The organism is Desulforudis sp. DRI-14, from assembly GCF_052618305.1.
The window spans coordinates 17406-37255 of record NZ_JBQXEZ010000021.1 but is presented as its reverse complement, the minus strand read 5'-3'; the positions used below and the strand labels follow the sequence as shown (position 1 = coordinate 37255).

General features: G+C 57.8%; 22 protein-coding genes and 1 pseudogene. 6 read left to right on the top strand and 17 right to left on the bottom strand.

Annotation, left to right across the window (positions count from 1 at the left end):
• Positions 1 to 74: 74 nt before the first annotated feature.
• Entirely contained in the window at positions 75 to 413 is a 339-nt protein-coding gene (locus ACUM6F_RS10580; RefSeq protein WP_445349212.1) for an ArsR/SmtB family transcription factor, read from the bottom strand.
• Between the two features lie 30 nt (positions 414 to 443).
• Complete coding sequence (locus tag ACUM6F_RS10575; protein WP_445349211.1) at positions 444 to 935, bottom strand: deoxycytidylate deaminase; 492 nt, start codon at positions 933 to 935, stop codon at positions 444 to 446.
• A gap of 251 nt (positions 936 to 1186) precedes the next feature.
• On the opposite strand from ACUM6F_RS10575, the gene corA reads away from it, so the two are divergent.
• Entirely contained in the window at positions 1187 to 2245 is a 1059-nt protein-coding gene (gene corA, locus ACUM6F_RS10570; protein ID WP_445349210.1) for a magnesium/cobalt transporter CorA, read from the top strand.
• A gap of 68 nt (positions 2246 to 2313) precedes the next feature.
• Complete coding sequence (locus ACUM6F_RS10565) at positions 2314 to 3057, top strand: DUF169 domain-containing protein (RefSeq protein WP_445349209.1); 744 nt, start codon at positions 2314 to 2316, stop codon at positions 3055 to 3057.
• A gap of 76 nt (positions 3058 to 3133) precedes the next feature.
• Here ACUM6F_RS10565 and ACUM6F_RS10560 read toward each other — a convergent pair whose 3' ends face one another.
• From ACUM6F_RS10560 to ACUM6F_RS10525, 8 genes are all read right to left on the bottom strand, one after another.
• The gene (locus ACUM6F_RS10560; RefSeq protein ID WP_425620996.1) at positions 3134 to 4153 is read right to left on the bottom strand and encodes a hypothetical protein; all 1020 of its coding nucleotides are present in this window, start codon (positions 4151 to 4153) and stop codon (positions 3134 to 3136) included.
• Complete coding sequence (locus ACUM6F_RS10555) at positions 4137 to 6347, bottom strand: DUF1156 domain-containing protein (RefSeq protein ID WP_445349208.1); 2211 nt, start codon at positions 6345 to 6347, stop codon at positions 4137 to 4139. The genes ACUM6F_RS10560 and ACUM6F_RS10555 overlap by 17 nt, the downstream gene beginning before the upstream one ends.
• Positions 6348 to 6350: 3 nt before the next feature.
• The gene (locus ACUM6F_RS10550; RefSeq protein WP_425620994.1) at positions 6351 to 7283 is read right to left on the bottom strand and encodes an ABC transporter permease; all 933 of its coding nucleotides are present in this window, start codon (positions 7281 to 7283) and stop codon (positions 6351 to 6353) included.
• On the bottom strand, positions 7280 to 8374 hold the full coding sequence (locus ACUM6F_RS10545) for an ABC transporter permease (RefSeq protein ID WP_445349207.1): 1095 nt from the start codon (positions 8372 to 8374) through the stop codon (positions 7280 to 7282). The genes ACUM6F_RS10550 and ACUM6F_RS10545 overlap by 4 nt, the downstream gene beginning before the upstream one ends.
• Positions 8371 to 9891: an ABC transporter ATP-binding protein gene (locus tag ACUM6F_RS10540; RefSeq protein WP_445349206.1), complete on the bottom strand. Its 1521-nt coding sequence runs from the start codon at positions 9889 to 9891 to the stop codon at positions 8371 to 8373. The genes ACUM6F_RS10545 and ACUM6F_RS10540 overlap by 4 nt, the downstream gene beginning before the upstream one ends.
• A 358-nt stretch (positions 9892 to 10249) precedes the next feature.
• Positions 10250 to 11356: a BMP family ABC transporter substrate-binding protein gene (locus tag ACUM6F_RS10535; protein ID WP_445349205.1), complete on the bottom strand. Its 1107-nt coding sequence runs from the start codon at positions 11354 to 11356 to the stop codon at positions 10250 to 10252.
• Between the two features lie 248 nt (positions 11357 to 11604).
• Entirely contained in the window at positions 11605 to 12810 is a 1206-nt protein-coding gene (locus ACUM6F_RS10530; protein ID WP_445349204.1) for a WYL domain-containing protein, read from the bottom strand.
• Positions 12811 to 12824: 14 nt separating this feature from the next.
• Entirely contained in the window at positions 12825 to 13010 is a 186-nt protein-coding gene (locus tag ACUM6F_RS10525; protein WP_445349203.1) for a PAS domain S-box protein, read from the bottom strand.
• 375 nt (positions 13011 to 13385) lie between these two features.
• On the opposite strand from ACUM6F_RS10525, the pseudogene ACUM6F_RS10520 reads away from it, so the two are divergent.
• From ACUM6F_RS10520 to ACUM6F_RS10510, 3 genes and pseudogenes are all read left to right on the top strand, one after another.
• Positions 13386 to 13601 (top strand): annotated as a pseudogene (locus ACUM6F_RS10520) (NAD(P)/FAD-dependent oxidoreductase); the annotation flags it as partial.
• A 17-nt stretch (positions 13602 to 13618) separates the two neighbouring features.
• Positions 13619 to 13996, top strand: a complete 378-nt coding sequence (locus ACUM6F_RS10515; RefSeq protein WP_445349202.1) for a hypothetical protein — start codon at positions 13619 to 13621, stop codon at positions 13994 to 13996.
• Positions 13997 to 14221: 225 nt separating this feature from the next.
• A complete protein-coding gene (locus ACUM6F_RS10510) occupies positions 14222 to 15568 on the top strand; it encodes an FAD-dependent oxidoreductase (protein WP_445349201.1) in 1347 nt (448 codons plus the stop codon).
• A gap of 135 nt (positions 15569 to 15703) precedes the next feature.
• Here the strand turns inward: ACUM6F_RS10510 and ccsB are convergent, their stop codons facing one another.
• Genes ccsB through ACUM6F_RS10495 form a run of 3 tightly spaced genes read right to left on the bottom strand, consistent with a single transcriptional unit; the run spans position 15704 to position 16727 of the window.
• Positions 15704 to 16453 carry a c-type cytochrome biogenesis protein CcsB gene (gene ccsB, locus ACUM6F_RS10505; protein ID WP_445349200.1) on the bottom strand — a complete coding sequence of 250 codons (750 nt, stop codon included), beginning with the start codon at positions 16451 to 16453 and terminating at the stop codon, positions 15704 to 15706.
• A 17-nt stretch (positions 16454 to 16470) separates the two neighbouring features.
• Complete coding sequence (locus tag ACUM6F_RS10500) at positions 16471 to 16608, bottom strand: ammonia-forming cytochrome c nitrite reductase subunit c552 (protein WP_445349199.1); 138 nt, start codon at positions 16606 to 16608, stop codon at positions 16471 to 16473.
• Positions 16554 to 16727, bottom strand: a complete 174-nt coding sequence (locus tag ACUM6F_RS10495; RefSeq protein WP_445349214.1) for a hypothetical protein — start codon at positions 16725 to 16727, stop codon at positions 16554 to 16556. The genes ACUM6F_RS10500 and ACUM6F_RS10495 overlap by 55 nt, the downstream gene beginning before the upstream one ends.
• 205 nt (positions 16728 to 16932) lie before the next feature.
• Here ACUM6F_RS10495 and ACUM6F_RS10490 point away from each other — a divergent pair, with 205 nt between their 5' ends.
• A complete protein-coding gene (locus ACUM6F_RS10490) occupies positions 16933 to 17604 on the top strand; it encodes a Crp/Fnr family transcriptional regulator (protein WP_445349198.1) in 672 nt (223 codons plus the stop codon).
• A gap of 70 nt (positions 17605 to 17674) precedes the next feature.
• Here ACUM6F_RS10490 and ACUM6F_RS10485 read toward each other — a convergent pair whose 3' ends face one another.
• Genes ACUM6F_RS10485 through ACUM6F_RS10470 form a run of 4 tightly spaced genes read right to left on the bottom strand, consistent with a single transcriptional unit; the run spans position 17675 to position 19783 of the window.
• Positions 17675 to 18100 (bottom strand): hemerythrin domain-containing protein, encoded by a 426-nt coding sequence (locus ACUM6F_RS10485; RefSeq protein ID WP_445349197.1) that lies wholly within the window; start codon positions 18098 to 18100, stop codon positions 17675 to 17677.
• Between the two features lie 51 nt (positions 18101 to 18151).
• A complete protein-coding gene (locus ACUM6F_RS10480; RefSeq protein WP_445349196.1) occupies positions 18152 to 18517 on the bottom strand; it encodes a metallopeptidase family protein in 366 nt (121 codons plus the stop codon).
• Positions 18514 to 18837 (bottom strand): cupin domain-containing protein, encoded by a 324-nt coding sequence (locus ACUM6F_RS10475; protein WP_445349195.1) that lies wholly within the window; start codon positions 18835 to 18837, stop codon positions 18514 to 18516. The genes ACUM6F_RS10480 and ACUM6F_RS10475 overlap by 4 nt, the downstream gene beginning before the upstream one ends.
• 31 nt (positions 18838 to 18868) lie before the next feature.
• Positions 18869 to 19783: a DMT family transporter gene (locus tag ACUM6F_RS10470; protein ID WP_445349194.1), complete on the bottom strand. Its 915-nt coding sequence runs from the start codon at positions 19781 to 19783 to the stop codon at positions 18869 to 18871.
• Between the last annotated feature and the right edge of the window lie 67 nt (positions 19784 to 19850).

The window sequence follows — 19850 nt, the reverse complement described above, 5'->3', positions numbered from 1 at the left end:
AGGAGATCGGGGATCTCCTTGTAAACCAAGGCTTTAGAGATAGTTTAACGGATAGAGCGCTGAGCATTGAGCACTCAGTGCCCAGTGCCCAATGCTTCCTGGATTTCTTTCGTCTGCCTGTTCAGGACCACCCGGAGCAGATCCAATACCTCAAAAACCTGGGGATGGCGAACCCAGTACATCATCTTGAGCCCGTCCTTGCGCGATCCCAGGATACCGAGCTTCTTGAGGACGGCAAGGTGCTGGGACACGTTGGACTGTTCCAAGGCCAGTTCCTCCATGAGTTCACAAACGCAACGCTCCCCGCCCCGGAGCATTTCCACGATCTTCACCCGGGTCGGATGCGCCAGACCTTTAAGGATAGCGGCCTGCATCTCGGCCAATACCGGCTGCACGCTATCAACCCCGAACATTATCATATGCTTATATAAATGCTAGCAACTTTATGCCTCCCCTGTCAACGTTCCCCCGCTCCCCGGGAAGGGCCGGCAGACCACCCGGGCTTCCTCGAGCACGTCCCGGCTGAACTGATCCGGGTACCCCTCGGCATAAACCACCTCGCGCACCCCCAGTTGAACCAGCAGCTTCGCGCAGGTAAAGCAGGGGAAATGGGTGACGTAGATCGTAGAGTTGACGCCGCTCAAGCCCGTGATGGCCAACTGGAGAACCACGTTTTGCTCGGCGTGCAGGGCCCGGCAGATTTCCTGGCGTTCCCCGGGGGGGACGTTCAACTGCGCGCGCAGGCAGCCGCCGCGCTCCGCGCAGTGCAGCAGGCTGGACGGGGGACCGTTATACCCGCTGGCGATGGCGCGCTTGTCACGCACCAGGACGGCTCCCACCTGCCGGCGCAAACAGGTCGAACGGCGGGCCATCAGGCGCGCCTGCTCCATAAAGATCTCATCCCAGGTAGGGCGCAAAACGATCACTCTCCTCATCCAGGCAGGTTCGACGAAAGCCAAAGCCGTTCCTGCCAAACGGACATTAATGCGCCTTCGGCATTGAGCACTAAACATTAAGCGTTTATTGCCCACCCCAATGTCTATTGCCTAAGCTTACAGCCCAATGGGAGGCTTTTGGCAGATTTGCGCGAACCTCTTTAGGAAAGGCTTGTAAGCGGACAGATTAAGCAAAGACCCTTGCCCTAAGATAAAGGACAGCGCAAAGGAGAAACGCGAGGCGAATGAAAGTGTCAACCATCTTCAAGAGGGCCTCCCAAAAGGCCGGCCTGTCCCCCGGAACACTGATCCCGGTAGGAACGCGGACAGATGGAAAAGTCAAGATTTCCCTGTGGGAATACAACGAAGACCATTACCAGGAAAAAGTGCTCGAGACCGTCAAGGAATATCTCCCGTCGAAGGACCCTACCACGGTTACATGGATCAACGTTGAAGGACTCGATGACACGGCGACCATCGAAACGCTGGGAAACCGCTTCAGCTTGCACCCTCTTGTCCTGGAGGACATCCTGCACATCGGGCAGCGCCCTAAGATTGAAGATTACGAAGACTACGTCTACCTCGTCTTCAAAATGCTGCAGCGCGAGGGCAAAGCAATTTTGATTGACCAGGTGAGCATTATCCTCGGTCCGAACTACGTACTGTCCTTCCTGGAACAGGAAAGCGCAGTTTTTGATCCGGTTAAGGAACGGATCAGGAACGCCAAGGGCCGCCTGAGGAAATCGGGTGCCGACTACTTGGCCTACGCGCTTATCGACGCTATCGTCGACGACTACTTTGGCCTGGTCGAACAGATCGGCGATCATATTGAGTCGGTAGAAGAAGAGCTGGTAGCCCGTCCGCTCCCGAACAGCGTACATGGAATCCACATCCTTAAGAGACAGTTGATGGTCCTGCGCAATGCCGTCTGGCCTTTGCGCGAGGTAGTGGGCGGCCTTCAGCGGGGAGATTCGCCGCTTTTTAAAGAAACCACCCTCATCTACCTCAGGGACGTTTACGACCACACCATACAGATCATCGACACCACCGAAACCTACCGGGAAATGGTCTCCGAAATGCTCGACCTCTACCTGTCGAGTTTGAGCAACAGGCTGAACGAAGTAATCAAGGTTCTGACCATCATCTCGACCATCTTCATCCCTCTCACCTTCATCGTCGGCGTGTACGGGATGAACTTCAGGTACATGCCCGAACTCGAATGGAGGTGGGGATATCCGGTTACCTGGCTCGTGATGATCGGTATCGGGGTGGGGATGCTGGGGTACTTCCGCAAACGTAGGTGGATCTAACACGTTGTGCGTCGTTCGTCTTTCGTCGTACGTGGCCGGAATAACCAGAAGGACGGGGAGGGGTTAGTATGAGCCTAATTGCCAAAGAACTGAAGCTTCGTTATGCGCCCGTAGCCATCATTTTTACAGATGAAAAACCGGAAGGCGCTCTGCAGTTTAAAGAAGAGCGGTGGGGATGCGTGATGGCCCTGTTCACGGCCGCGGCCAAAGGCCAAACAGCCGTCTTCGACCGCCAGACGTTCGGCTGCCGCGGTGGGGGCGTGGGTCTGGGTTTCGGAAACCAGTACGAGGTCTTTCCCGGGGGTATCGAATACTTCCTGTCCACCGGGCGGGGAGAAGGATACCGGGAAGGCGAGGCTTACAAGAAAACGCCCGAGCTAGCCAGGAGTTTCGTCGAACAGCTGCCCATCACCGATATCCCTTATACCTACGTTGTCTTTACGCCGCTGGAAAAGGTCGATTTACAAAAGGAAACCCCACAACTGGTCTGCTTTTACGCCAATCCGGACCAACTATCGGCGCTGGTGGTGCTTGCCAACTACGACCGCCCCGGCAATGACAGCGTGATCATTCCCTTTGGCGCGGGCTGCCATACCGTTTGCCTGATCCCTTACCAGGAAGCCCGGCGGGAACGGCCCCGAGCGGTAGTGGGCATCACCGACATCAGCGCGCGGCCGATGGTCGACCCGGACATTCTCTCCTTCACCGTCCCTTACAAGATGTTCCTGGAGATGGAGGCCAATGTGCCGGGGAGTTTCCTTGAAAAGCATGCATGGGAGAGAGTAAAGAAGCGTATACCCGACCCTCAATAGTACGCACCCCTGCGCCGTTCCGCTCCAAGTCGGGATAGTTAAGACTCGTTAATCAACACCGCCGTTTTGACTGCCTCTATCTTGTTCTAAATGCTCTCAACCGTGTGTATTCCACAAGATGATCCAATGATTTTGACGTAAATACCTTCCCTCGGGTAGCCAGTAGCAGTTTCTTCATATCTTCGCGACGGACACCAAACCCGCGTCCGCCAATACAGGCAACTACTTCAAAATGAGGCAACTCTCCTGTTCCGCTCAGAAGGGCAAGGCGTTGAATGCGGGTCACCTTATCCCTGGCCGTGCCGTCATCTTCAGTGATCTTAGCTTCAATAACAACCTGTGGGTTAAATTCGCTGGGAACGATAAAATCTGGCGCCTGGTCAAATCCCGGAATCCGTTCCGCTCTTTTTGTTTTCCTGTAACTTACACCCGTCCTGGTCAACACCTCCTCTATGGCCGATTCCAGACTGTCGCCGACCAACTCGGACACAGAATCCCTGTGACCGGCAAATGGCCGTCCCAGAAACCGCTCATATAACAGCATGGCATAGGGCACTCCCATCACCGACATCGCCCTAATCGTAGAGGGACCACCGCGAGTATCAGCCTTATCCAGCCGGTGAATTTTATCTTGACCAACTGCAGGGACCGGCGAATTAAGCAACTGACAGGCAGTTTCCACCAGTGCCCTCACCCTTTTCTTTGTGACTTCACCAGAGCCTAAAGGCTTCAATGGCGACATGCGAATATTTCGATCCAGGGTGCGAACAAAACCCTGAGTAACTTCAACACCCGTCCGTTGAGTTGTTACATAAGCCCACTCAGGTGGCGTGAAACCAAGCATAGTCCGGAGGACAATAATGATCATTGGGTTCCGACAAGCTGCCTCCGTTATGGGTTTGGGATCGATATTCCGGAATCCACCCGTCGACTGTTTTAGTGCCTCATATCCACTTTCAAAGACAGGGTAATCAACAAATCCATCCCCTCTGGGCAAGACAAGAAACTCTGATTCAAGGCAGGAAAAAACGGCGGATATATAAATATCCGGGTTCGCTTCTACTTCAGAAAAAGGAACTTCAAAAGGATATTTCATCCTCTTCTCCCCCGTAGCATCCTTGTTCTTCGCGGGCCAGGCAGGTCCGGCAGAAGGGAATATCTGTCATGTCACCCGCCAGATGTTTTTCAATACCAGACCAACCACCAAGTGTATCTATAGTTAGAGCAACTTGTTTTAGTTTTTCTGAAGCGGACCTTTCAACATCCCAGATCTTTCTCAAGTGCCATATGGCCAGGCGGACGAGATGCCCGTATGCAACACAACGCATGTCTCCACGCGTTAGCTTGACATTTCCGGCCCGTAATAGTCTTAAATCTTCGCGCACCAGCCCGGCTATTTCTTCAGGCGTGAACACGATTGTGCGACGCGGAACAGAACCGGTTGAACGGCAGACAAAAACTGTGTCAATTACAGATGATCCGGTCCCGTTTATATGAATGGAAGCGCCCATTTCAGCCGGACAGGGAATAGAAGCAGAACAGGTCAATCCCGCATCAAGAACGGCAACCGCGACAGGCAAATATGCTTCTATCGAATTATGGTGATAAGTGAAGACCAGTGGGGCTCCCGGTTTTAATGCGCATGCCATTTTTTTAAAGACCGAAGCTAATCCTTCTGTAAAATGGGTAAGGCCCCGCTCCATCGTAACATTGCCGGTCAGTTCGTTTTCGTCCCTGGTAGAACACTTATTGAAAACCCCGCCGGCGTCCTGGGCCAACCGGCGCAGCCAAACGTAGCAGAAATCCATCAACTCCGCATACTGTACATTGGCATAATAAGGTGGATCGGTCAAAACCGCATCAAGGGACGCTGGGGGCAAGTCAGAAAAAGTAGAACTGCAGCAGTAAAGCCCAACCTTCCGCTTCTCAGGGAAAGCTGATGTAAAACGATGCTCGCCAATCCATTCTCCCTTTATTGGCAGCTGAACTTTGCGGCTGCCTTGATGCCGGATTTCGAATGGATTTTCACAATAGGCCTTGGCACGTTCGTACTTTGAAATAATGTTGGACCAGCCGCCACTTCCCACATTTAACCCCTTGTACCCATCAGCTATGCCCAGCAGGTTGGACTCACATTGTATCAGGCCGACGGGAAAGCCATGCACCGAGAATATATCCAGCGACTTCAAGGCCGTTGTGTCGTAACGGCAAAGCATGTTCTGGTAGCGAAGAAGGTCGGATAAGTTTGTTGCCAACGCATTGCGAATTCTAGCGTCTGGATACCCGGCAATAGCCCGGCAGCTTAATTCCAAACCCAATAACTGACGGTCGTTAAACATTTCTCGGTAGCGCCGGTAACCCCAGCGGTGAAGCCGGTCGGTTTCGTCACCGGGGGGAATTTCGTCGTCTGGAACATAGATCGGACTTAACTGGGCCAATGCAACAGAGGCTTCCTTGTATTTCGCCAAATCCTCCTCAGCGGGTTTTTTGAAAAACCGGCCCCGATGATTAGGCTTACAGGCTGGACAGTAATATTCTATAGCCACCATGCGGTGCCGGGGTGCGCCCTTTAACGGATCGGGATAAGTGTTAACCCTACCGCAATGAGGACACTGGCATTGATTGCGGCTCGCCGGCCCGTTTGTTTTTAAAAGCACACCGCAGGTATGACAAATCCCCGGATTCTTTTTGTTTTCTACTTCATTCAAATAGCCACATGCGGAGCAAATAAGGACATTCTTCGGATGGCGCCGGTTTGCGGCAAGTAAGTAGCCGGGGAATAAATCGAAAGTCTCTCTGCATCCACTGCACTTAAGCGTTTTGACCCAAATAAAATACTTGACGTGGGCATCCGGAGAACCACACTTCATACAGATGGTTTTATAAAAGGCACCGATTTTCTTCTCCAACCAACTCAGGAGATCGGCTGCCGCTTCACGGTAGGCCTTTAGATCAATACTTTCGATCTCCTGGCGCACGATCCAATAAGCCATTGGATTAATGTCGTAGCCGACGATATCACACCCCAGGCGGTTAGCCTCGATGAGCGGCGTTCCGCCGCCCATAAATGGATCGGCTACTTTGATCCCCTTCAGATTGTGGGCTTTATAGAAGTTATCTCTTAAACTACCCTTTATGAACTCAGACAGCAAAAGCCCCCGGAATAACGTACCGGGGCGTCGCGCAAACCATTTATGTACAGCGATAATCGGACGGTAGTTCTGCTGGATTTGCTTTTCACGAAGGGCCAGATCAGCAATAAAGGGAATATCAAAATTTCTCTCAATCATTGCTCAGCGTTCCTCCCGGTCGTAGGGCAGGCCGAGGGCGCCCGGCGCGCCGATGCGCGTCAGGGCGTTCCTCTTGCTGACCAAAACCAGCACGAAGACGGTGGCCAGGTAGGGGAGCATCTTCAGGAAGTACGGCGAAACGGCTATATCCAGGACCTGCAACCGAAAACCGAGGGCTTCGATGCCGCCGAAGATATAGGAGCCCACGAGGGCGTAGATCGGGTTCCAGGTGGCGAAAATAACCAGCGCCACGGCAATCCACCCGCGGCCTGCAGTCATGCCTTCCATCCACGTCGGCACGTAGGCCAGGGAGATGTACGCTCCCGCCAGCCCGGCCAGCATCCCGCCGGCAATCACGTATAAGTACCGCGTGGCGAAAACGTTGACGCCCATGGAGTCGGCGGCGGCCGGATTCTCGCCGACGGCACGCAGGTTCAGCCCGGCCCGGGTCCGGTAGATCAGGAGCCAGAGCAGGGGCACCAGCAGGTAGCTGAGCAGGACCAGGGCGTCCTGGCGAAAGAGCACCGGACCCAGCAGGGGCAGGTCCGAGAGGACGGGGAGGTGTACCGGCTTGAAGGCCGCGGGCAGGGGGTTGCCGACCATGACTTTCCCGATATACCCGCTCAAGCCCGTTCCGAAGAGGGTCAGCGCCAGGCCGCTCACCACCTGGTTGGCCCGGAGAGTTACCGACAGGAAGGCGTGGATGGAAGCCATCGCTCCGCCCGCCGCCACGGCCGTCACGACCCCGGCCCAGGGGTTCCCGGTGGCGAAGGCCACCATGAAGCCGCTGATCGCGCCGACGAGCATCATGCCCTCAACGCCCAGGTTCAGGACACCCGACCTTTCAGCCAGGATTTCACCGAGAGCCGCAAAGAGCAGCGGCGTGCCGGCAGTGACCGCCGTGGCCAGCAAGGCAATCAGAAAGTCGTAAGTCACGCCGCTTCAACCCCCTGTTCTTGCCGTTCCGGGCGCCGGATACGGTACTTCAAGAGGATTTCGCCGCCGAGCACAAAGAAAAGCAGCGCACCGGTCAGCATATTAACCATGGTGCTCGGGATACCACTGGTCTGCACGGCATAACCGCCAACCTGCAAAGCCCCCAGGAAAAAAGCCACGGGCAAAATGGCCAGGGGATTCAATTTGGCAAGCCAGGCGACGATAATCGCCGTGTAACCGTATCCCGGGCTGAAGCCGGGCTGAAGGCGGTGGACAATGCCCGAGACCTCCACCATCCCGGCCAGGCCGCAAATCGCCCCGCTGATGAAAAGCACCAGGAGGATGTTCTGCCGGACGTTGATCCCGGCATAACGGGCCGTACTCTCGCTCTCGCCGATCACGCGTATCTCAAAACCCCAGCGGGTCCTGTAGATCAGGTAGTAGAAGGCCACGGCCAGGAGCACCGCCGCCAGCAGGCCGGCGTGGATGCGCGAGTCGCCCAGGGTCGGAAGCCACGCCCCTTCGGTAAATTGGGCGGTAAGAGGGAAGTTGAACCCCTGCGGGTCGCGCCAGGGCCCGTAAACAAAGTAGTCCACCCACAGGATGGCCACGTAGTTCAGCATCAAGGTCGTGATAATCTCGTTTGTCTTCCAGAGCGCCCTGGGCACGGCGGGAACAAGCGCCCACAACCCCCCGCAGGCCAGCCCGGCCAGGCACATCCCCGGGAGCAGGAGCCAGGCGGGCTGTCCCGCAAAAGTCAAGGCCACCCACGTCGCCCCCCACGCGCCCATGTAAAGCTGTCCCTCACCGCCGATATTCCACAGCTGCATCCGGAAGGCCAGGGCCAGCCCCAGGCCGGCCAGGGCCAGGGGAATCGCCTTGACGACCGTCTCGGAAAGGCCGTAATGCGAGCCGAAGACACCCTGCCACATGCGGGAGTACAACTCGACGGGGTCGCGGCCCGTCAGGTAGAAAAAGACGGCGCCGGTCAGGAGGGCCAGCAGCAGCGAAGCGGCGGGCACAAGCGCAACCATCCATGGCGACGGCATTAGTTTTTTTTCAACTATAAAGCCGAAGTAAGTCCGGGTCATACGGCCTTCGCCTCCCCGCCGGCACCCATCATCAACAGGCCCACCTGTTCCCGCGTGGCCGTTTCGGTCCTGAGAGGCTCACCCATCACCCTGCCCCCGCTCAGGACAATAATGCGGTCACTTAGAGCAAAGATTTCGTCAAGGTCCTCGGAAATAAGCAGGATGGCCGTACCCCGCCGGCGTTCCTGCAGCAGGAACCTGCTGACGGCTTCGGCAGCCGCGATGTCCAATCCGCGCGCCGGGTAGGCGGCTACAATCAAACGCGGCTCGGCCGAAAGCTCCCTGGCCAGGAGCAGCTTCTGGAGATTGCCGCCTGACAGGAGCTTGACCGGGGCACGCAAGCCCGCCAGGCGGACGTCAAAGGCTTGAACCAGCTTCTGGGTGCGGGAACGGGCTGCCTTGTAATCAATCAGCCCGGCCCTGCCCTTAGCCTTCCGGTAATCTTTCAGTAAAATGTTGTCAATGGCGTTCATCCCGGGAGCGAGACCGGTACCCAGGCGGTCCTCGGGAATGTGGCTGATGCCCCGGTCGATAAGCGCCTGCGGCCCGAGATTGGTCACATCCTGCCCTTCGAGAAAGATCCTGCCGCGCTGCACGGGCCTCAGCCCCGTGATGACCTCGGCCAGTTCGCGCTGTCCGTTCCCCGCGACCCCGGCCACGCCTAGAATCTCCCCGGAACGGATGGCGAGGCTTACCCCCTCAAGCCCCCAGCGCCCAACGTCGTTCAGGGCGTAGACATCCCGCATCTCCAGGACAGTACGCCCTTCGGCGGATCCCTGCCGGCGACTTTCCTGGGTGACCTCGCGCCCGACCATGGCGGTAGCCAGCTCCCGCTCGCTGAAGCTTCCCCGGGTCATGGCCGCCACCGCGCGCCCGCCTCTGAGGACGGTGACACGGTCGGCTACGGCCATGACCTCGGAAAGCTTATGGGTGATCATCACCACCCCGCGCCCGTCGTCAGCCATCCGGCGCAGGTTGGCAAAAAGCTCTGCGGATTCCTGCGGGGTCAAGACCGCCGTCGGCTCGTCCAGGATCAGCAGCTGGCAGCCGCGGTAGAGCATCTTGACGATCTCCACCCGCTGGCGTTCCCCTACGGAGAGCTGCCACACATAGGCCCCGGGGTTGATAGCCAGACCGAACCGCGCCGAGAGCTCGGTCAGCTCACGCTCCTTCGCCGCCGGACGCAGCACAAAGGAGATGTTCCGGTCTCCCAGGATAATGTTCTCGGCCACCGTGAAGGTTTCGACCAGTTTGAAATGCTGGTGCACCATACCGATGCCGGCCCGGATGGCGTCACGGGGCGAGCGGAAACTCACCGGGCGGCCCTTGTAAATGATCTGGCCATCGTCAGGGCGGTACAAACCCGCGAGGATGCTCATCAGCGTGCTCTTGCCGGAGCCGTTTTCGCCAAGAAGGGCGTGGATCTCCCCCGGCCGGACGTTGAAGTCCACGCGGTCATTGGCGAAAACCCTGGGAAAACGCTTGGTGATGCCCTTCATCTCTACCAGGTATTCCAACTTATGCCCCCGCCTTTTCGGTCGTCAGTCGTCAGATGTCGGACCAGAAGGAATTCCCGTACGGGAATTCCTATCACGTTTAACGTTCAGCCTAAGCAATCAGCATTCAGATCGGGATTAATTCCGCAATTCGAGCACTGACACCCGCAGTTCTCAGTGCACCTGAATAGCGTTTAGCATTCGGCATTCAACGCTCAGATTGAGACTCTCTTATGATCCAAGCGCTGAGTGCTGATAGCTATTACAAGATAGGCGCCGGCAGGAAACTGAGCATATCCTGCCGGCACCCTGAACAGCTTGACCATTAGTAGCAGGCGTTACGATTTAATCCTGAAGGTGATGTTTTACAGCCGACACCCTACTTGACAACCTCCACGTTGTCAACAAACCATTCCATCGACAGCATGTCGGCGTCGGACATCCTCTGCCCCTCGGGAACCTTCAGTTCGCCCTTGTTGTCCTTGATCGGGCCGGTGAAGACGTCCCACTCGCCGCTTATGATCCTGGCCTTTTCGGCCTCGACAAGCTGTTTCATCTCGTCGGTCACCTTATCGCTGTACGGAGCAAGGTCAACAATGCCTTCCGACATCGGGACCCACCACTGTTTATTTGTCCAGGTCCCCTCCTTGACCTGCTTGACAATGTCGACGTAGAACGGGCCCCAGTTCCAGACGGCCGAAGTCAGGACGGCCTTGGGAGCCAGCTTGCTCATATCGCTGTTGTAGCCGATGGAAAGCTTGCCGGCAGCCTCAGCGGCCTGCTGCGGGCCGGGGGTGTCCTGGTGCTGGGCGATAACGTCGGCGCCGGCGTCAAGGAGGGCTTGAGCGGCCTGCTTTTCACGAGCCGGGTCGAACCAGGTGTTTGTCCAAACCACGCGGACCTTGGCATCGGGGTTGGCCTTCTTAACACCAAGGGCAAAAGCGTCGATGCCACGGATGACTTCCGGAATCGGGAAGGCCGCCACATAACCGATCAGGTTGGACTTGGTGGCCTTGCCCGCGATCAGTCCGGTAAGGTAGCGGGCCTGGTACATGCGCCCGAAGTAGGTGCCCACGTTGGGGGCCGTCTTATAGCCGGAGCAGTGCATGAAAACGACGTCGGGGTACTTGGCGGCCACGTTGATGGTGGGATCCATGAAGCCGAAGCTGGTGGTGAAGATGACCTTGCAGCCTTCCTCCGCCAGCTGGGTGATGACGCGCTCGGCGTCGGCGTCAGTCACGTTCTCGACAACCTTGGTCTCGATGTCAGGCATCTCGGCAACAAGCTGCTGGCGTCCCTTTTCGTGGGCAAAGGTCCAGCCGGCGTCACCGGGGGTGCCGATGTACACGAAGCCGACCTTCATTTTCTCCGCGCCGGCCTGCGGAGCGGGTTCCTGAGCCTTCTTCTGTCCACAGCCGGCAACGATAAGGCCAGCGATCAGCAGTACGGCCACAACAAGCATTAATTTGGAAAACTTTCGCAACATCCACGCCTCCCGTCAACATAATTACTAAACTAATAATACTAAAACTATGAGAATAAAAGGCTTCCTGGTTTGGCTACGGTTTCGACAGTCAAGTCTTTGCAGTCTCCTAGACCGAGAAGCACCCCCCCTGCCGTCCGCAAATCGGGCTCGACCATCACAACTTAAAGACAATTCCCCATCGCATTTTAAATTCCTGCCGAAAAATCGACACAATAGTCCCGCAAGCAGGAGAGGTTGGGCGGCCAGCGTCAAATGTTGTACATTTTGGCCACGGTAAGCGCCGTCTCTTTTAATTCGTCCCTAAGCCACTGCGGTTCCAGCACTTCCACCTCAGGACCCCACTGCAGGAGCCAGCCTTTCAGTTCGTTCTTACCGGATGAACGGTAGGCCACGACAACCGAACCGTCAGGCAATTCTTCCTCGATGCACTGGGACGGGTGATAAACGATCCTCCTCACTCTATGCGCCACCACGGGCGAGAAGCGCAGCCGGATGTCAAAAGGCTCGCCGTCGTTAATGACACCCCATGAATCCCCGAGAAAGGCTCGCAGGTTAAAATCGGGCGGGTAGCTAAAACCCTCGCCGAGCACAAAGACATTCTTGATCTGGTCCACGCGGAAGGTCCTGGTGCGCCCCGATTCCTGGCAGAACCCGGCGAGATACCAGTTGTGGCGTTTGCATACCAGACCGTAGGGTTCCACGATACGGTCGGACCACGCGTTGCGGTAAGCAACGTAGTATCTTATTTTGATACGCCGCTCCTCGGTTAAGGCTTGCAACAACCTGGTAAAGACGCCGCCCACTTCGGCGGGATCAGCCAGCCCTTCGTCAACGATATGTACTCGCTGCTGCAGCTTTTCAAAAGGGAAGGCCTCGACAGGATACCGATTCTTAAAAAGATGCGTCACCAGCAGCCTCTTAAGCCCCTCGGTCTGCCCGGCAAGGGGCGAACCCTGCTGCTGCAGCAGTGTCAGGTAAATGATGAGCGCCCTGTCGGGAGAAAGAGGGGGCAGGTAGCAGCGTTTTAAACGGTACAGCGTCTGGGTCTTGCCCCGCCGTTCCAGTTCGATGCCGACCTGCTCCTCGATAGCCTTGAGGTCCCGGTAGACCTGCCGTTCACTGACTTCGCAGGCCTCCGCCAGGTCTTTGACCGTCAGCCCGCCGGTCGGCGTAGCCTCGTTGAGGAGTTCGATGATCTTGTTGATGCGCAGGGAACGGGTGAGGTCAACCTGCGGGGCGGCAAGCTCCCGGACCCGAGCCAGGGTCAGAGGGCCGTCCCAGCCGCTGACCCGGAAGTGCCGGCCGTCAAAAATGCGTTCATCGCCGGCCAGCTCATTGAGCAACGTATAGAGGTCGCCGGGCTCGATATCCAGCCGGTCGGTCAGTTCATCCACACCGATGCCGGGACGTTCCGACACTATGGCAATCAGCTCCTGCGCCTTGTTTCTTTTCATTCGCAACCCCCTTTTTAAACAGCCAGGCGGGCAGCTATCTGCCCCACCGGGCCTAAGTCGTCGAGGCGCAGGGAAAGCAGCTCCTCGCGGGAATAGCCGTAGGCTCCCACCGCCTTGCTGTTGGCCTGGACGATCCGTCCACCGGCCGCGGCAACCAGTAGAATATCCGGGCTCTGTTCGAAGAAAATCCGGTGGAGCAAGCGTGAACCCCCGATCCTGATGCTTGCGGCTGCGTCGAAAAGCGTAACGATAGCAAGGATTGCTGGAGAATTTGGGATGCAGAGATTGATGGTTTTAACCGGTCATTTCGACACGAAGCCGCGGTTTCCTATCTAGGGTGTAAGGCTCGAAGGCATTCCCGTGCGGGAACGCCAATTTAAATAATCTGGGGATTGAGCGGTAGTTGGCAGTTAGCAGTAGCCAATCCAAGGAAGGATGTGCCATGCCCGTTCGCGAATGTATTAAATGTATTAAGAACCTTAGAGGAACAGCAAGAGCACGACCGTGAGGAGGGGATCGGCTTGACCGATACGGAAGTCCCAAGGGGGGTCTTTATCTAGCGCGACAAGGAGACGTACGCCATCGTCCCGCACATCGGCACGGCGGGAATGGTCGACGCGGCGGTTTTAAGAAAACTGGCCGACACGGTGGAAAAATTCGAAATCCCGATCATCAAGCTGATCGGCGCCCAGCGCTTTGCCCTGGTGGGCATCAAGCCCGACGCGGTCGAGGCCGTCTGGGCCGAACTGGGCATGGAACCGGCGCCGGCCGTGGGGCCATCCATTACGTAACGGCCTGTCCCGGCAACGTGGTCTGCAAGTTCGGACAGCAGAACGCCCTGGCCCTGGCCGAGGTCCTGGACAAGGGTTTCCTAGGAGCCGGGAACCTGCCGGCCAAATTTAAGATCGGCATTTCCGGGTGCCCGTTATGCTATTGTGAATCCTGGCTGCGCGATTTCGGCGCCTTCGGCAAGTTGAAGGGCTGGACGGTGATCGTCGGCGGAAGAGCCGGCGCACGCCCGCGGATCGGCGACAAGATTGCCGAGAACGTGCCTTCCGAGGATATTCCGGGGCTCCTGGAGAAAACCCTGCAGGCCTACCGCGAGCTTGGGAAAAACGGCGAGCGCCTGGGGACGACCATCGAACGGGTGGGCTTGGAGGCCCTCCGGGCCGCCGCGGGCATATGACAAGATCTTGGATTTTAGATCTTAGCCGTTGGCTGTTGGGTCCCGTTATTGCGCCGGAACTTCCCAAAACCCTTTAATTTCACCCCGGCTATGCTATATAATTATGGTATACAATGTCCCGGGGGTATTTGATAGGGCCAAAAGCCCTCATCATTTTGCCGGGGATTGTGAATGCAGGCACAAACTCTAACAATTATGCAACGAATTACCTAAGGGGTGAAAAACATGGCAAACGCTTATGACATCGTCGTCGTCGGCGGCGGCACGGCGGGAGTTACGGCGGCGACCACCGCCCGCCGGCACTACCCCGACAAGAAGGTGCTGGTCATCCGCCACGAGGAGAAAACCTTGATTCCCTGCGGCATTCCCTACATGTTCGGCACGCTGAAGGCGGACCCGCTGAAAAACGTCAACCCGGACTACGTCCTAGAAAAGCGGGGGATCGAACTGCGGGTCGGAGAAGTGACCGGCCTCGACAGGAACACTAAAAAGATCTCCCTGGCCTCGGGAGGAAGCATCGGCTACGACAAGCTCGTCCTGGCCACCGGCTCTCACCCCGTTTCGCCGCCCATTCCCGGGAGGGACAAAGAGAACGTCTTCTGGATCACGAAATCTCTCCCCCACCTCCAGAAGATCTTCACGGCGCTGGACACCGCCGCCAAGGTGGTCATCGTCGGAGGCGGGTTCGTCGGCGTCGAAGTGGCTGAAGAGATAAAAAAACATCGCGGGCTCGACGTAACCATCGTGGAGATATTGCCCTGCTGCCTCTACAGTTCCTTTGACGAGGAGATTTGCGTCGAAGCGGAGCACGAACTGGAGGTTCTCGGCGTCAAGATCTTGACCAACCAGAAGGTCAAAGAGCTGACGGGAGACACCCGGGTGCAGGGCGTCGTCCTGGCCGACGGGACCGAATTGCCGGCCGACGTGGTTATCCTGAGTACCGGGGTGCGCCCAATCACCTCCCTGGCCAGCAAAGCCGGCCTGACGCTGGGACCCTTGGGCGGCATCATGGTCGACCGGACCATGGCCACCTCCGACCCCAATATCTTCGCCTGCGGCGACTGTACCGAAAAGTTCTCCTTCTTCGCGGGGAATCCGGTGCGCATCCAGCTCGCTTCCGTCGCCTCGATGGAGGCGCGGGTGGCCGGAGCCAACCTTTACGTCCGGCGGCGCACCAACCCCGGCACGGTAGGCGTGTTTTCCACCTTTATCGGCACCAAGGCTTTCGGCTGCGCGGGCCTGACCGAGCGCGCGGCGGAAGAAAAAGGTTACGAGGTGCTGATCGGGGAAGCTTCGGCGCCGAATCAGCATCCCAGCGCCCTACCCGGCACGCAGGACACCAGGGTAAAGCTGGTCTTCGACCGCTATTCAGGAGTTTTGCTGGGAGGCCAGGTCGTAGGCAGCAAGAGCGTCGGCGACCTGGTCAACCTGCTGAGCGCCTGCCTGCTGCACCGGATGACGGCGACCCAGATGGCCGGTTTCCAGATGGGCACCCACCCGATGCTCACCCCATCACCCGCGGCCTACCCGCTGGTCGTGGCCGCCGAGGCCGCCGCCACCGAACGGCTGTAGGCAAGCCATTGGCGGCACTTTGCAGACCGCGCTGGAACCCTGAAAACCGGCTGCTGAAATGTGTCGACCCCCAAATGTGAGCAAATGTGAGGGTCAGACCCTCACATTTGGACCCTCACATTTGGGGTTTCCTTCTTAATAAGCATGCAGACCCGGGAGCAGGAAGCTGACCCCCAGCAAAGTAAAGAGGAGGGCGGCGAAACCTGCGACGGCAAGCCAGGCCGCGCGCCGCCCGTGCCATCCGAGCGCCTTCCGGGCGTGCAGGTACAGCGCGTAAATGAACCACGTGACAAGCGCCCACGTCTCCTTGGGGTCCCAACTCCACCAGGCGCCCCAGGCTTCCTCCGCCCAGATCGCCCCGGTGATCAGAAGCAGCGTTTGAAAAGCGAAACCAAAGGCCACCGTGCTGTAGGTACAACGGTCAAGGACGGCAGGTGACGGCAGGCGCGTATCCGTCGAACACCCTGCAGCACGTTCGCTTAGCAGGTACATTACGGCCAGGGCGAAGGAAATCGCGAAAGCTGAGTAGGCCAGGACGGCCGTAGCCACGTGTAGTTGCAGCCAGATGCTCTGCAGGGCCGGAGCCAGGGGGCGGAGGTCACTGGAAAGCACGCTGGCGACCCCCATTAGGCCTACAGCCAGGGGCAGGGTGAAGCCGGTGATAATCGTTAGCCGCCAGCGGAGGGCAATCCATACCGTCGCTCCGGCCAGCGCCCATACAAAAAGGGTGACAAACTCGTAAAGGCTGGCAAAAGGCCAGTGCCCGGCAGTAAGCCATCGAGCTCCCAGCGCCCCCGTATGGGCGATCAGCCCGAGCCCGGATAGGATGAAAACCAGCCTGTTCAGGAAGTTGTGCCGCGCCCGCAGGTAAATCAGGGCCGCCACGGCAGCCGCCAGATAAATCAGGAAAGCCAGCGTCCCAAGGCTTTCCTCAATAGTTGCAACGATGTTTCAAACCTCCCTTCAGAGAAGAGCAGACGGTTGGTCACCGGAGCAAAGTAGTACTCAACGTGGCACTGCGCGCAAACAGGCGTACGCATTTCCTGCGGGTGGCCTTCGCAATGTCCCGTCCCTGCCGCGCAAAAGCCCCAATGAGGGCCGGCCTGCTGATCAGCAGCTTTATCGCCGCCGCGGGATCTGCCTGGCACGTACGTGACACCTTCCCGGGGTACCTTGTTACCAGTTTTGGACGCGGAACAATCCGGTTCCTGCCGGACGGCAGGGGAAGGATTATAACAGTTTTTAAGGAAAAGGTGGGGCCGGCACTTGTGATAGAAAGAAGGCACGTGCTAGGGTACAATACTTAGTAAGCGCAGTGCGCAGTTCAGCAGCCGCGGGGGAGGGTCGTCCACCTGAACCGGAACTTGATCGAGCAGCTCAAGCGCATTTCTCTCTTTGCCGCTTTACCGCCCGAAGCGCTTAAATCCGTAGCATCCATCGTTCGTGAGAGGCGTTACGCCAAGGGACGGCTGATTTTTGTGGAAGGCGAGCCGGGAGACGGGATCTTTTTGCTCCAGGAGGGCAGGATCAAGCTGACCAGGCAAACGCCGGACGGGCGGGAACACATCCTGCACTACGTCAATCCCGGCGAGGTATTTGCCGAGATCGTCCTCTTCGACGGAGGAACCTACCCCGCGACCGCCGAGGTTGTAGAGGACGCCCGGGTGGGGGTTATCCTGAACCCTGATTTTGATGACCTCATAGTCAAACATCCCGAACTGGCCCTGGCCATGCTGCGGATTATGTCCCGGCGCCTGCGCACCGCCCAGGAAAAGGTGATGAGCCTGGCCCTGCACGACGTCACGCGGCGCCTGGTGGCCGCTATCCTGACCCTGGCCGAAGACCACGGGCAGCCCGAAGGAAACGGCCTGCGCATCAACTTCAACATCACCAACCAGGACCTCGGCAACCTCATCGGGGCTTCGCGCGAGTCGGTCAACCGGACCTTGGGCGAGCTCAGGCAGGCCGGCGCGATCGAGATTGACCGTCAGCAGATCATTGTCCGCGACCGCAAGCGCCTGCTCAGATACCTGTAGTCGTACGTCGTTCGTCGTACGTGAAGACAGAAGAATCGGCCCGGCAGATTGCGTTCGTCAGACCCACCGCTCAGCGCTGGTTGGCTTCGGCTTGCTCTACCAGCCAACGCACTTCGGTCTCTTCCTTCTTAATATGGACTCTGAGCCACTTTACAATCTCAAAGCCGTATTTCCTGATCTCCTCGGCGTCTTTGCGCTCGACCGCCTGCTTAAACCCATCGAAAACCTTGTACAGCTTCCGGTGTTCATCCAGCATTCCGTCGATAAAGCGCCGTGCTTCCTCGCCCACCGAGGCGGCCATAGGATATACCGTTTCCTCCTCGGCCTTGAAGTGTGGGTGGATATCATCGTCGACGACTTCCACAAACTCATTGAACTCGGCGAACATCGTCGGGCGCAGGCCGAGATATTCGGTATCTTTGAGAAGACCTTCCAGCTTGTCCAGCAAGAACAGTACAGCTTTGTGATCATCCTTGAAACGGGTCAGCCAGGACATGCTCCTTCCATCCAATCCATTTTCCCGCCTCCGACCTTAACCTCTCACCTTTCACTTCCCTTTAAGGCGGGCCAGTTCTTCCAGTTCTTCTCTGGCCAGGTCGTCAACCCCGGCCATCAGCTCCAGGTGGTGGCGCAGTTCATGCCGGATCGTCTCGAACAGCTCGTCCTGCCAGACCTCGGCTGGTTCACCGTCCAGGACGGCGGCAAAGGAACCGTAGTAAAAAACAATATAGCATCCGAGCACGGGGTCCTCAAGGTACTCGCCCATAATATAGAACTCGTCTTCCTTCTTGGCCTCCGGCAGGACCATGAAACCGCCGTTCAGGTTACGGCAGAGACGGGGCGGAATGCGGTCGACAAGCTCACCCGCGAGTTCGGTGAAACCGTCGAGGTCGTAAGCCGGTTTGCCTTTCACCTCGCACCGGCCTCCTCGTCCAGGTACTCTGTCCGCACCGGGACAAAGGTATCCAGCACCTCGGTCTCTTCCAGGGCCTCGACCCCGTGGGGCACATTCGACGGCACAACCAGGGCTTGGCCCGCCGCCAGTACGAGTTCCCGGTCGCCCGTGCGGTAGCGCAGGCTCCCTCGGAGGACGTAAGTGCACTGCTCGTGCTCGTGCCGGTGGAGCGGCACGACGGACCCTGCATCCAGCCAGACGCGGCAGACCATCATCTTCTCCCCCACGGCCAGGTTCTTGCGCCAGACCCCTTCTGCCATCTTTACGCCTTCCGGCATGCTTCTCTCCTCCTTTTTGCATCGGCCGCCGCTAACGCGCGGCTCTCTCCTCAACGACCATAGAAGAACCGCCGCTTTTTGTCTTTTGCCTTTCAGCAAGGATAACGCCGATTAATACCGTCAAGCCGGCCGCTATTTCCACAGGCCGCAGCCTTTCACCGAGCAGGAGGGCAGCAAGGATGATAGCCATAATGGGAATAAGATTCAGGTACAGACCGGCCTCGCTGGCCTCAAAAGACCGCAGGGCGTAGTTCCACAGCACGATGGGCAGCGCCGAAGCAACCACGCCAAGGTACAGGATAACCGCCCAGGGCTCCCAGCCCAGGTGAAGATAGTCAGGTTGCCTTTCCAGCAAGGCGAAAGGAAGCAGGTACAATATTCCCCATAGAGTACCCTGAAAAGTCACCACGACCGGGTCGACAGTGTCGCTGAATTTTCTGCCGAGAACCGTATAAACCGCCCAGGCCATAGCTGACCCGATCAAAAGCAGGGCGCCGATGTTTAACGACCCTTCCAGAAGCGTTCCGTTCTCGGACCACACCAGGGCAGCCACCCCCAGCATGGTCAGGACGATGCCGGCCACCCGCACGCCCCCGACCCGCTCCCCGAGAAAGTAGAACGAGGCGATGGCCGTAAAAGCCGGAACGGCAGCCAGGATAAGCGAGGCCGTGCCGGCCCGGCAGTGCAGGAGAGCCCAGTTCTGCAAGGCGAAGAACAGGAAAACGCCCGTGAAGCCCATCAAGGCCGCTGTCGGCACCGGCAGCGCCGCTGAACGCTTCCTTCGCATATAGAACAGAGGCGACAACACAAGAGCCGCAAAGCCAAACCGCCAAAGCGCCAGGGTGGCAGGTGGTAATGCCTGGAGGGCGTCCTTGGTGGCGACGAAGGTCGAACCCCAGATGAAGACGGTGAGCAGCAGCGCGGCCAAAGCCTTTCCTTTTCCCATTGGTAAAAAGATCATCCCTTTTTTCGTTATATTACAGGAGAAATTTCTTGCCTGCAGGTCCTTTTCC